Source organism: Endozoicomonas sp. G2_1 (assembly GCF_017744155.1).
In the GTDB taxonomy this organism is placed as follows: domain Bacteria; phylum Pseudomonadota; class Gammaproteobacteria; order Enterobacterales; family Alteromonadaceae; genus JAGHQT01.
Map to the genome: position 1 here is coordinate 61,542 of NZ_JAGHQT010000013.1, position 12,752 is coordinate 74,293.

At 42.7% G+C, this 12,752-nt stretch carries 14 protein-coding genes; 6 read left to right on the forward strand and 8 right to left on the reverse strand.

Annotation, left to right across the window (positions count from 1 at the left end; all coding sequences use genetic code 11):
- Position 1: 1 nt before the first annotated feature.
- The 5 genes from J7384_RS14030 to trpA are packed head-to-tail and all read left to right on the forward strand — an operon-like array spanning position 2 to position 5,235.
- Positions 2 to 694, forward strand: coding sequence for an aminodeoxychorismate/anthranilate synthase component II (locus tag J7384_RS14030; protein ID WP_209115044.1), 693 nt, complete (start codon positions 2 to 4; stop codon positions 692 to 694).
- The gene (gene trpD, locus J7384_RS14035) at positions 694 to 1,764 is read left to right on the forward strand and encodes an anthranilate phosphoribosyltransferase (RefSeq protein WP_209115045.1); all 1,071 of its coding nucleotides are present in this window, start codon (positions 694 to 696) and stop codon (positions 1,762 to 1,764) included. The genes J7384_RS14030 and trpD overlap by 1 nt, the downstream gene beginning before the upstream one ends.
- Entirely contained in the window at positions 1,761 to 3,161 is a 1,401-nt protein-coding gene (trpCF, locus tag J7384_RS14040) for a bifunctional indole-3-glycerol-phosphate synthase TrpC/phosphoribosylanthranilate isomerase TrpF (protein ID WP_209115047.1), read from the forward strand. The genes trpD and trpCF overlap by 4 nt, the downstream gene beginning before the upstream one ends.
- A gap of 1 nt (position 3,162) precedes the next feature.
- Positions 3,163 to 4,389 (forward strand): tryptophan synthase subunit beta, encoded by a 1,227-nt coding sequence (trpB, locus tag J7384_RS14045; protein ID WP_209115049.1) that lies wholly within the window; start codon positions 3,163 to 3,165, stop codon positions 4,387 to 4,389.
- A gap of 18 nt (positions 4,390 to 4,407) precedes the next feature.
- On the forward strand, positions 4,408 to 5,235 hold the full coding sequence (gene trpA, locus J7384_RS14050) for a tryptophan synthase subunit alpha (protein ID WP_209115050.1): 828 nt from the start codon (positions 4,408 to 4,410) through the stop codon (positions 5,233 to 5,235).
- Between the two features lie 88 nt (positions 5,236 to 5,323).
- Here the strand turns inward: trpA and J7384_RS19615 are convergent, their stop codons facing one another.
- A complete protein-coding gene (locus tag J7384_RS19615; protein WP_209115051.1) occupies positions 5,324 to 5,857 on the reverse strand; it encodes a prepilin-type N-terminal cleavage/methylation domain-containing protein in 534 nt (177 codons plus the stop codon).
- 163 nt (positions 5,858 to 6,020) lie between these two features.
- Positions 6,021 to 6,431: a hypothetical protein gene (locus J7384_RS14060; RefSeq protein ID WP_209115052.1), complete on the reverse strand. Its 411-nt coding sequence runs from the start codon at positions 6,429 to 6,431 to the stop codon at positions 6,021 to 6,023.
- Between the two features lie 167 nt (positions 6,432 to 6,598).
- On the opposite strand from J7384_RS14060, the gene J7384_RS14065 reads away from it, so the two are divergent.
- A complete protein-coding gene (locus J7384_RS14065; RefSeq protein ID WP_209115053.1) occupies positions 6,599 to 7,543 on the forward strand; it encodes a tRNA-dihydrouridine synthase in 945 nt (314 codons plus the stop codon).
- Between the two features lie 68 nt (positions 7,544 to 7,611).
- Here J7384_RS14065 and J7384_RS14070 read toward each other — a convergent pair whose 3' ends face one another.
- From J7384_RS14070 to J7384_RS14095, 6 genes are all read right to left on the reverse strand, one after another.
- Positions 7,612 to 8,871 (reverse strand): tetratricopeptide repeat protein, encoded by a 1,260-nt coding sequence (locus J7384_RS14070; protein ID WP_209115054.1) that lies wholly within the window; start codon positions 8,869 to 8,871, stop codon positions 7,612 to 7,614.
- A gap of 2 nt (positions 8,872 to 8,873) precedes the next feature.
- Complete coding sequence (locus J7384_RS14075; RefSeq protein ID WP_209115056.1) at positions 8,874 to 9,425, reverse strand: energy transducer TonB; 552 nt, start codon at positions 9,423 to 9,425, stop codon at positions 8,874 to 8,876.
- A gap of 66 nt (positions 9,426 to 9,491) precedes the next feature.
- Positions 9,492 to 9,893, reverse strand: a complete 402-nt coding sequence (locus J7384_RS14080) for a biopolymer transporter ExbD (protein ID WP_209115057.1) — start codon at positions 9,891 to 9,893, stop codon at positions 9,492 to 9,494.
- Between the two features lie 12 nt (positions 9,894 to 9,905).
- Entirely contained in the window at positions 9,906 to 10,430 is a 525-nt protein-coding gene (locus tag J7384_RS14085) for a MotA/TolQ/ExbB proton channel family protein (protein ID WP_209115058.1), read from the reverse strand.
- Positions 10,430 to 11,779 (reverse strand): MotA/TolQ/ExbB proton channel family protein, encoded by a 1,350-nt coding sequence (locus J7384_RS14090; protein WP_209115059.1) that lies wholly within the window; start codon positions 11,777 to 11,779, stop codon positions 10,430 to 10,432. The genes J7384_RS14085 and J7384_RS14090 overlap by 1 nt, the downstream gene beginning before the upstream one ends.
- On the reverse strand, positions 11,779 to 12,558 hold the full coding sequence (locus tag J7384_RS14095) for a DUF3450 domain-containing protein (protein ID WP_209115060.1): 780 nt from the start codon (positions 12,556 to 12,558) through the stop codon (positions 11,779 to 11,781). The genes J7384_RS14090 and J7384_RS14095 overlap by 1 nt, the downstream gene beginning before the upstream one ends.
- Positions 12,559 to 12,752: the final 194 nt, after the last annotated feature.

Consider the following 12,752-nt stretch of genomic DNA (forward strand, 5'->3'; position numbering starts at 1 on the left):
AATGTCGACTTCAACTAACTGCTCAAGCAACAATACGGCAAACCACAAAGACACCCGCATAAAAACGAAAATTTTTATGCTCGACAACCTTGATTCATTCACCTACAACTTGGTCGACGAGTTTTATCAATTGGGTTTTGAGCTGGTTATTTATCGCAACACGGTGTCAGCAGACTTTATTGTTGAACAAATTGAACAACACTGCCAACAAGAAGAAAACGCAGCACTAGTCGTTTTATCACCTGGCCCAGGCACACCGACAGATGCCGGTTGCTTAATGGACTTGATTGCCAAAACAGCGGGTAAATACCCCATTTTAGGTATTTGCCTTGGCCATCAAGCATTGGTGCAACACTACGGCGGCATTGTTGGCCGTGCGCCTGAAATTATGCACGGTAAATCATCATTGGTTAGCCACACAGGAACGGGAGCGTTTGCCAACATTAGCCAACCATTACCTGTTGCTCGTTATCATTCGCTGGCCGCAACAACTATGCCCGAAAGCCTATCGATGATCGCCGATTATCAGGGCTTACCAATGGCTGTTGAACACAGCCAAGATGCCGCACTGGGTTTTCAGTTTCATCCTGAATCGGTACTTACTACTTATGGTAGCAACTTGCTGGCACAAAGTATCGATTATTTACTGGCGCTTCAATCAAATAAATGTCACCGAGCACAGGAGGATGCATAATGTCTAAGCAAACCAATCAAGCCAAGCAATTTAATCCATTATCTCTGCTGGTTGACGGTGAACACCTAAGCCAAGCGCAAAGCCAGAGTTTTTTTAGCGACGTTATCGCAGGTAATGTCGAGCCTGCCTTGCTTGGCTCTGCGTTAACCGCGTTAAAAGTAAAGGGTGAAACCGCCGATGAAATCTCTGGTGCCGCCCTTGCCGCTCGTCAGTCAGCCACGCCATTTCCGGTACAAGCAACGCCAGTAAGTGATTGTGTTGGAACTGGTGGCGATGGTGCTAATACCATCAATATCTCAACCACCGCCGCCATTTTAGCCGCTAGTTGCGGGTTAAAAATGGCAAAACACGGCAACCGAAGTGTCTCGTCAATGTCGGGCTCCGCTGATTTACTTGAATCTTTCGGTGTCAACTTAACAATGTCACCTGAGGTTGCCAGTGAGTGTTTAGCGCAAACTAACTTGTGTTTTTTGTTTGCACCAGCCTATCACGCAGGATTTAGACACGCAGCGCCCGTGCGCAAAGCCATGGGCATTCGCACCTTGTTTAATATTCTCGGTCCATTGGTCAACCCGGCAAAACCTGAAACTATGTTGCTTGGCGTTTATAGCCCAGAGCTGTTAATGACAATGGCAAAAAGTTTACAACTTACCGGCGTAAAACGCGCTTGGGTAGTTCACGGCAGTGGTTTAGATGAAATTGCCCTGCACGGCCAAACCCAAGTGGTTGAAGTAAATAATGACGAGCTTATCGAAAAAACCATTAGCCCAGCTGATTTTGGTTTAGCCAGTTATAGTCTTGAAGATATTAAAGGCGGTACACCAGCAGAAAACGCGGCCGTTATTAAGCAAATTCTAGCGGGTCAAGGTCAACCAGCCCACAACGCAGCGGTCGCCATTAATTGCGCAGCACTACTTTATTTACATGACAAAGCAGAGAGCTTGCAAGCAGCCGCAGATATCGCAATGCAAGCGCTGGCATCCGGTCAGGGCTTAGCAACACTAGAAGCTATGGTTAAGGTATCGAATCAAGTATCGAATAGCGAGACACAGGAGAAACGCCACTCATGATGTCGCCAGAAATTGCTGCACTACCCAACGTACTGCAAAAAATTGTCGAAGATAAGTTTGTCACGGTAGAACAGCTCAAACGCGAACTGCCACTAGAGAGCTTTATTGAGCAACTAGTGCCAACTCAAAAAGATATGTACGCAGCGTTAGCTGCGCCAAATGCTGGCTTTATTTTAGAGTGTAAAAAAGCATCGCCATCTAAAGGGCTTATTCGCTCTGATTTTGATGTCAAAGCGATTGCAACAACCTATGAAAAGTATGCCGCTGCTATTTCAGTATTAACCGATGAAAAATATTTCCAAGGGACATTTGACTACTTACAAACCGTGACTAAAACGGTAAGTTGTCCGGTATTAAACAAAGACTTTTTTGTTGACCCATACCAAGTGTATCTCGCCCGATACTATGGCGCTGATGCAATATTGTTAATGCTCAGTGTACTTAACGACGAGCAATATCGCACACTTGCTGAGGTTGCCGAAAAATACAACTTAGCCATTTTAACGGAAATTTCAACGCCAGAAGAAATGGAGCGTGCCATTGCCTTAAATGCCAAATTAGTTGGTATTAACAACCGCAACTTGCGCGATCTATCAACCGACATCAACCGTACCTTTGATTACACACCACATATTCCAGACGACAGGTTAGTGATTTCAGAGTCAGGTATTTACACCCACCAACAAGTGCGAAAACTAGCGCCAGCGGTCGATGGCTTTTTGGTTGGCAGTTCGATAATGGCAGAAAATGACATCGACTTGGCCTGTCGCCGTTTGATTTTTGGCAACAACAAAATTTGTGGCCTTACCGACGCCAGCCAAGCAGATGCTGCTTACAAAGCCGGTGCGGTATACGGCGGTTTAATCTTTGCTGAAAAATCGCCACGTCTGGTCAGTATTGAGCAAGCACAAACCATAGTAAACGAGCAGCCTGCACTCGATTATGTCGGTGTTTTTGTCAATCATAGCCCAGCTGATATAGCCGCCATTGCAAAGCAGTTAAATTTAGCAGCCGTGCAGCTTCATGGCGAGCAAGACAATGCTTACATCGACACCCTCAAACCTATGCTGCCGGAATCTTGCCAAATTTGGCGCGCCTATAAAGTTGAACAAGACGTTCCCGAACTAACCGCAGGCAGCGATTTGTATTTGCTCGATGGCAAATCACCCGGTAGTGGACGTGCGTTTCGTTGGCAAGCGTTAGCCGACACCAAACAAGATTTATCTTCTTGTTTCTTGGCCGGTGGTTTGAGTCCAGCCAATATTACTGAGGCGCTCGAACAACGAGATAGTGAAAAGTTATTCGGCTTAGATATCAACTCAGGTGTTGAATCTAGCCCAGGTCAAAAGTGTCAAAGCAAAATCAACCAAGTCTTTGACCAGATACGGAATTACTAAAATGAATTCAACAGAAAATCAAAAGCAAACATTAAGTCCATATTTTGGCGAGTTTGGCGGCATGTTCGTCAGCGAATTGCTTGTGCCTGCCCTTGAGCAGCTTGAGCAAGCCTTTATTGAGTCGCAAACCGATCAAGCCTTTTTAGACGAGTTTAACAACTTACTGACCAGCTATGCTGGCCGCCCAACGCCACTCACATTGTGTCGTAACTTGGTCAAAAACCCACTGGCAAAAATCTATTTAAAACGCGAAGACTTGCTACACGGCGGCGCCCATAAAACCAACCAAGTATTGGGACAAGCCCTACTTGCTAAACGCATGGGCAAAACTGAAATTATCGCCGAAACCGGTGCTGGCCAGCACGGTGTTGCTACTGCAATTGCCTGTTCACTACTGGGCTTAAAAGCCCGTGTTTACATGGGCGCTAAAGACTGCGAACGCCAGCAGCCAAATGTATTTAGAATGCGTTTAATGGGCGCTGAAGTGATTCCAGTTACCGCTGGTAGCGGCACCTTAAAGGATGCCGTTAACGAAGCCCTGCGCGACTGGTCAGCCAACTATGACGATGCCCACTACTTACTAGGTACTGCCGCTGGTCCTCACCCATTCCCGACCATTGTTCGCGAATTCCAAAAGATGATCGGTGAAGAAGCAAAACAACAGCTACTCGCCGAAGAAGGCCGTTTACCCGATTACGTTGTCGCCTGTGTTGGTGGTGGTTCAAATGCTATTGGTATGTTTAGCGACTTTATTAAAGAAACCGAAGTTAAGCTGGTCGGCGTAGAGCCTGGCGGTAAAGGGGTTAATACCCATCACCACGGCGCGACCTTAACGGCTGGTAGTAAAGGTATGCTACACGGTAACTACACCTACATTATGCAAGATCCTGCTGGCCAAATTGAAGAGTCTTACTCGATTTCTGCAGGTCTTGACTACCCAGGTGTCGGTCCTCAGCACGCATTTTTAAAAGAAACAGGCCGCGCCGAATACGTAGCCATTAACGATGACGAAGCGCTCGCAGCTTTCCAAACGCTGGCGAAAAACGAGGGTATTATCCCTGCACTAGAATCGTCACACGCTTTGGCACAAGCGTTGAAAATGGCAGACGCTGCCACCGAAGAAACCGTTATTTTGGTGAACTTATCAGGTCGTGGTGACAAAGATCTCGCCCACGTTCACACCGTATTAGCCGAACAACAAGCCAGTCAAAGCCAGAAAAGCCGGTAATAGAATAAGGAAACAACCATGACAGATAACAACCAAACTTGTCGCTATCAATCGACTTTTACTGAGCTTGCACAAAAAAATGCAGGGGCATTTGTTCCTTTTGTCACTATCGGTGACCCGGGACCTGAACAATCGCTGGCAATTATTAAAACTTTGATTGATGCCGGTGCCGATGCTCTTGAGCTTGGTATCCCGTTTTCAGACCCAAGTGCTGACGGTGTTACCATTCAACAAGCGGGTCTGCGAGCGCTGAACGCGGGTGTGACCACAGATACTTGTATCGAGATTCTAACCAAAGTGAGAGAATACGCTCCACAGGTACCCATTGGTTTATTGCTATACGGTAACCTAGTTTTTGCTCGCGGTTTAGATAACTTTTATCGCGATATGAAAGCAGCTGGCGTTGATTCTATTCTCATTGCCGACTTGCCAATTCGCGAGAGTCGACCATTCCGCGATATTGCTCAAAAGCACGGTATTAGTCAGATCTTTATCGCGCCGCCAAACGCAAACGATGATACTTTACGTGAAGTTGCGTCATTTGGTCGTGGCTATACCTACGTATTAAGCCGAGCGGGTGTTACCGGCACTGAAACTAAAGCTAATATGCCAGCTAATCATTTAATTGATACGTTAAGAGAATACAACGCCGCGCCACCGGTACTCGGTTTTGGTATTTCAGAGCCAAGCCAAGTCAAAGAAGCGATTAGTGCAGGTGCTGCTGGCGCAATTAGTGGCTCAGCGACAGTGAAAATCATCGAGAACAATCTCGATAACCATGAAAAAATGCTCACTGAGTTAAGTGCTTTTGTCAGCGAGATGAAAGCTGCTACGTTAAGAGCGTAATAAACTCTATCGACGAAAAAGCCGCGATAAACGCGGCTTTTTTTATACGTTACAAATCCTGTGAAAAAGAAAATGCTGCATATAGAACTTAACAGCCCGTAGTAACGGTTAAAATTTCTGGACGTTGAGCAACAGTAACTAAGCTTTTAAACGACACATAGCAGTTTGTCGCTGTGATATTTGCTACATTTACTGTATTGGTACCTATTTGATTGGTATTGGTAATATACAAACCACGCGCAGTCTGACCGTTAACATTGTCGTTAAACTGAGTAGCAAAAACGAAATCATCACTGATATCGGCAGCTTCAAGAATTTCAGGAATATTGTCGCTATCGCCAAATGACACACCGATAGGGTAACCTTGATCAAACAAAACGCCATTAAAAGTAAAGCCGTTAGTCAAACCAGCATCACCTTCTAGAATAGCTTTTGCGTTATAAATATTCAGTGTTGACTCTAAGTTACCTGCTAACCCTTCCATGACTGCTTCGCTGGCATCTCCAGATAAATTAATAAATCTCGGGGCAGCTACTGCTGCTAAAATACCAAGAATAACAATTACAACAACCAATTCAATAAGTGTAAAACCCTTTACAGTATTCAGCTTTTTACTAGACATAAGCGTATGTTAACTCCATTACATAAAAACTGTTCCCAAGACTACTATGTAGCATAGTTCAAAGCAATATTAATATTTTTAAAATATCATAGACTTACTTAATTGTTAGCAATAAAAAAGCGAGCTATTTAGCTCGCTATTTGTGGTTAGATTATAGTGAAAGTTACTCGCCGCACTTACCTTCGCCACATTTACCTTTACCTTTGGCTTTGCCTTCGCCGCATTTGCCTTCGCCACACTTACCTTTGGCTTTACCTTCGCCGCATTTGCCTTCGCCACACTTACCTTTGGCTTTGCCTTCACCGCATTTGCCTTCGCCACACTTACCTTTGGCTTTGCCTTCGCCGCATTTGCCTTCGCCACACTTACCTTTGGCTTTGCCTTCGCCGCATTTGCCTTCACCACATTTGCCTTCGCCACACTTACCTTTTTTGTGACCATCAGGAGTATCAACTTGCATAAAAGTTTGATCGGCAAATGGATTTGACTCTGCTTTAGCTGGTACACTAACCATTAGTGTCATCGCCAATGCTGACATGATTAACGTAAATAAAGATTTTTTGAAAATACTCATTATGTTTTCCTTTTGTTTATCTAAATATATAGACTCTATAATTATATAGCTTTAATTAAGACCATCATCTAGTCAATTTAATTTCAAACAATCCCTAGCGATAATCTGTAATTGAACGCGAAGATAAATGATACAAATCAGCTATCTACAAGGTTAGCCACATCCCAATGAATACACAAGTAAAAAAAATCGTATTAGCGCCCATGGAAGGTGTTGTTGATAGACTAATGCGCGAACTTTTGACTTCGATCAATGACTACGATTTATGTGTCACTGAGTTTGTTCGCGTTGTAAACAAGAAAATGCCAAAGCATGTCTTTTATCGCATCTGCCCAGAGCTCCACAACAAAGGTTACACAACATCTGGCACGCCAGTTAGGGTCCAGCTGCTAGGCCAAATGCCTGAAATAATGGCGGCAAACGCTGAAAGAGCTTTAGAGCTGGGATCTCATGGCGTCGACGTAAACTTTGGTTGTCCAGCTAAAACAGTTAATAAAAGTAAAGGTGGTGCGGTACTTTTGAAAGAGCCGGAGAAGATCTACCAAATACTGTCGACAATAAAGAAGTCTATAGGTACCGATAACACACTATCTGCGAAAATTAGACTAGGCTTTGATGAAGACTCACTATTCGAGGAAATCGTGAGTGCGGTCGAATCTAGTGGCGTTAAGGAAATTGCCATTCATGCTAGAACCAAGAGACACGGATATAAACCACCGGCTTACTGGCATAAAATAGGTGAGATAGCAGATAAACATCAATTGAGCGTCACTGCAAATGGTGAAATTTGGCATCGTCAACACATGTTTAATTGTATTGAACAAAGTAAAACCAACAGCATTATGTTAGGTCGAGGAGCATTGGCAATGCCAAACCTAGCAAATGTACTCAGATACAATGAGGCGCCAATGTCAAAAGCGTCCCTCAAGGATCTATTAATAACTTATAGTGAGCGAGAGCTAGAAGGTGATAAAAGCTACTACTTTTCTAGTCGCCTAAAGCAATGGCTAAGATATTTGAAGCTGCAATTTAACGAAGCGGAGTTACTTTTTCAGCGAATCAAAACCTTAACTAGAAAACAAGAAATCATCGAGCAGATAGACAAGCTATAAATGCTTGCCAAGATTTAGGTATAAAAAAACCAGCCGTTTGGCTGGTTTTTTTTAAAGACAATATATAGCTATATTGCAACGCCTTTGCGTTTAGCTGTGTCTTTGATGAAGCCTTCCCAACCTCGCGCAAACTTACGAGATTTAGGGTCTGCCATTGCTTTCTTAATAGCAGCATAAGCCTGCTTATACTGCTCAAGATAGAAATGCGACTCAGCAATACTCATATAGACTCGACCTTTGTTTTTCGCGCCTAACTCAAGAGCTTTATTCAAAGCAACGATAGCCTTCTTATACTGTTCATCTTGTTTAAGTAAGTTACCTTGCTTGCGGTAATGCTTCTCTTCGTTAGTCATCTTAGCCAACTCACCGAACACTTTAGCAGCCTTACCAATGTGCTGAGCTGCATGCCAAGAGTTTGCTAGCGAAAACAAGTTTTTGTCATCGCGTTTTACATCACCAGACGCTATATGCTTCTCCCAAATTTTAGCCGCTTTAAACGGCATATCGTTTGACGCATACAAGTTAGCTAGAATTTTAATCTCGGATTCTTTAGCTAGAAAACCTTGTTTATAAGCTAAATCAAGAGTTTGTAAACCTCTATCATAATCTTCAACTAATACATAAAACTGACCTAACTGAGTCCACCACTGCTTATTGTCTGGGAAAAGCTGTAAAACCGTTTCCAATACCTCAATTGCTTCTTTATACATTTTTCGTTCGTAATAAGAAGTAATCTTAAGGATATACGGGTTTTGATTCTGCTTATCTCCAAATGCTGCAATGGCTTTGTCTGCAGGAGCGATAATCTTGTCGAGCTTCTTAAGTTCATAATTAGCTTGAGCAATCTTCACCCAAGTTGGGCCATCTTCACTACCAGTAAAAGCCATCCAAGCATTGTAGTTTTTTATGGCACTAGCATAGTCTTTAGTTTGCATTTGCAAGTCTGCTAGCAACTTAATTGAATCACCGTGATCTTTAAAGTTTAAGATGTCTGGCGCAATAGCAGCTTTCAACTTAGCAATAGCTTTCTGCTCGTTGTTACCTTTGGTCGCGTACATAATCGCAATAAAGCGATCGACATAAGCTTTGTCGTACTCTTTTTTCGCATTGATATCTTCAAGAACCACTAGAGCTCCATCAATATCATCAGCAGAATATGCCTCAAAAGCTTTCTGTACTTTTTTACCAACAGCTGGCCCAACTAATTGAGTAGGACGCTCTTTCTTTTCTTGCTGTGCATCAGCGGCAACAGCAGATGTTGCCAGCGGAATTTGCATTGCAATGACAGAAGTAGCTAGTAGTAACGATGTAGATAATTTACGCATCATTATTAGCTCCCATCCATTTTAAAGTCTAGTTGAACTGTTAGACCAGGCTGTTTAACAGCTTTACCGTCAACAACTTTTGGTTTGTATTTCCATTTGCGAAGTGCTCTACGCGCTTCCTTATCGAAAATACGCTTGGGTTGTGCTTCAACAACTTTAACGTCTTCGACACCACCAATTTCATTGATTGTAAATGAAAGTCTAACCCAACCTTCTTTACCATCTCGAGCTGCTTGTATTGGATACTTAGGTTCAATACGAACAATAGGTGTTGCTTCACCATCGCGTCCAAAACCCGCGCCTGGTGCTGAAATACCTGTATTAGCGCCAGCTAGCTGAACACCAGGCATGTTGAAGTTTAAACCTCCAGTGTCGTTGCTAGCTTCTGGCTCTGGAGCCTGAGGTTTAGGTGGCGACTTGGGCGGCGGAGGCGGCGGCGGCGGTACACGGCGACGCGTCTCTGCTGCTGATTTAGGCGGCGTAGTATTTACTTCGACAACAATATTTTCTTGTTTTTCTTCATCGTTTCTATCACCGCTAGAAACTAGGAATGCCATAAAAGAAAATAGTCCAAAAGTTACTGCCGCCCCTAGTAATATTGATACTAAAAAGCGAACCATAAATTAACCCTTAGCTGCTGCGATTGAAATACGTTCGATACCTGCTTCTTTGATTGCATCCATCACTTTAACAACGACACCGTGTTTAGCGTCTTTGTCTGCTTGGATAATAACCACGTCAGTAGGTTGTTCTGCAAGTAACTTTTCAATGTTAGCTGCAACGCGTTCTACATCAACTCTACGCTTATCTAACCAAATCTCACCAGTGTCTTTTACCGCAACAAAAATGTTAGCTGACTTTTGCTTAGTTTGGTTAGCCGCGTTTGGTTTATTTACTTCAATACCTGCTTCTTTAACAAAAGAAGTGGTTACAATAAAGAAGATCAACATGATGAATACAATGTCAAGCATTGGCGTCATATCAACTGCTGCTTCTTCTTCTTCACGAATACGTTTACGTGCCATTACAATATCTCTCTAGTGATGAGGTAAACTGTCAACCAGTTTAGCCTTTGCTAGTTTAACTTTCGCATCTAATCTTGAGCTAAAAAATACACCTGATAATGCCGCTACCATGCCCGCCATTGTCGGAATAGTTGCCATAGAAATACCAGCTGCCATCAAACGAGGGTTACCCGTACCTTGCTGTGCCATGGTTTCAAATACTGAAATCATACCGGTTACTGTTCCCAATAAGCCGATTAATGGACACATAGCTACTAAGGTTTTGATGGTAATCATATTTTTCTCAAGTAGTTCTGTCGCTTCGGAGATCCATGTATCTCTAATTCGATGTGCATACCAAGAGGTGGTATCTGCTCTAGCATCCCAATTCGCGATGATACTATCACGAAGTTTAGGGTAGCTAGCTGACAAAAACCAGAATCTCTCGATCATCAAGATCCACATCAATAAGAGAGCAACGGCGACGAAGTAAAGTACATCCCCGCCAGTCGCAATAAAACTCCTGACAGAATCAATAAGCTCTATCAGGAATAACATTATTTAGACTCCTTCTCTGCAATCGCAGCAATCAAACCAGCACTTTGCTCGTCTAATTTGTGAAGAACAGCTTTACTCTTACCAGCAACAATACTGTGAACTAGGATTAACGGAAGTGCCGCGATTAGACCTAGAGCAGTAGTAACAAGTGCTAACGAAATGTTACCTGCCATTAGTTTAGGGTCACCAGTACCGAATAATGTAATTGTTTGGAAAGTCATGATCATACCGATAACGGTACCTAATAGACCCATTAACGGAGCGATTGCTGCAAACATCTTGATTAAGTTAACACCACGGTCAATTGTTGGTGTTTCGCGAAGGATAGCTTCGTCTAGTTTAAGTTCAAGTGTTTCAACGTCTGAGTCTTTGTTTTCTTGGTAAACTTTCAATAAGCGACCAAGCGGGTTGTTTTCGTTAGGTTGAGATAGATTTTTCTCTTGAGCTTTGATCTTGGCACCAGTAGCACCTAGAACGATCATACGCTCGATAGCGATCAATAAACCAACAATCAATAATACAGTGATTGCATAACCAACTTGTTCACCTTGATGGTAGAATTCCATCAAAGTACGCTTACGCGTTTCTAACGCTAGAATCGCACCACGAGATGGATCTAGATATAAAGGCGCGTAACCAGAAGTGGTGTTAAAGAAGCTTGACGCTGTACCAGAAATGTAACCAGCTGGTTGCTTAGGAAGCGGTTGAACTTGACCTAAACCGTCGTTATAAGTTAAGAAACCATTGTCAGAAACAAGGTTAAAGGTACCTACACGAGTCACAGTTTCAGTAGAACGAGTACCATCTAAGTTAGTTACTTCAACGTCGAATTTAGCAACTTTACCAGATTCAGTCATTTCAGTTTGTAATGCAAACCACAATTCTTCTAAATCAGGTAAAGAAGGGATTTCTTTAGAGTTAGCAATACGGTCTAAAACTTCACCACGACCTGGGTACTGAGCACTAACAATTGAAGTAGAAATTTGACCGTAAGCATCAGCAGCTGCTGCACGACTTACACCGAACATTTCACCTAACGTACCTTTGGCGTTGTCTAGCTCAACTTCTTTTTGCGCTAATGTAATTTCGTTAGCCGCGTATTCCTTTGTTAGACGCGTGTTTCGGTTTTGCTCTGATTTAAGCATAGCTTTCGCTTTGTTCAATAGAGCTTGCTTGTCAGCGCGAGCTGATAAAAATTCTGCTTCGCGTTGTTTGTCTAATTTAGCTTCTGAAATACGGTCAGCTTTAACTTGCTTCAACAAGTCATCTAACTGGTTTGCTTGTGCAGTAACTGCCACACCTGCTGTCATAGAAGCAGCAAGTAAAACAAAATTAAATACTTTCTTCATTATTTTGCTCCCGCTGCGAATACTGGTAACTTAGTTAAATCCATTGGCAACTGTTTACGCGCCATACGGATGGTATCAGTAATAGTCTTTTGGTACTCTTCGCCTAACTCATCCCAAGAACGAGTTTGGTTGTTCCATACCCAAGCGTTTTTGTAGTCTAAAGACTGAGCAACAAGCGCTACACGGCCCATGTGAACAAAATCAACAGTGATCTTGTTGCCGTTTAGGTCTAACTCACCTTGATACGCATCAAAGATAGTACCGTAGTTTGCTTCAATTTCGTAAGCTTCTAAGACCAAACGGAACTGCTCAGACGTAGTAACGTTAGAGTCATCCATAATGTTACGTAAACCAGCAATACGCTCTTTACGAGATTCTAGGTTAACCGGAACATCAAGATCGATGAACGTTTCTAACGTGTCGATCATTTTGTACATTAATGGAACAACGCCCTGCTTGATTTTATCAATGCCAGCGATTTGTCTTTCCAATGAAGCAATATTTGCTTTTTGATCGTCAACCATACGTTGAACGTGATCGTTGTAGCCGCGTAATACTTCAGCTTCGTCAACAACATTGCGGTACTCAGCAAGAAGCTCTTGCGTTTGCTCGTAAATATTGTTGATTTTGTTTTGAGACTTAACTGAAGCCTTAAAGATTTGTGCTTCAGCTTTCTGAAGATCTGTTAGTGCATCAGCAGTAGCAAAATTGCTAGCTGATAATGCCATTGCACCCATAATCGTCGAAGCGATTAGGCTTTTTTTGCTTAATTTGGACATAGTTCCCAACCAATTGTTATTGAAATTTTGATAACAAAAAATTTGTTAACGCAAATTTAATAATCTGCCATTTTAAGTTTTAGTGTATCTAGAATAAGACTAGACAATAGTCCCAGACGACACGCACGGTGTCAACTAGAACGATGAAATGACAACTTTTTCGTTATTTTTTGAAGAAAAAACAAACAAAACGC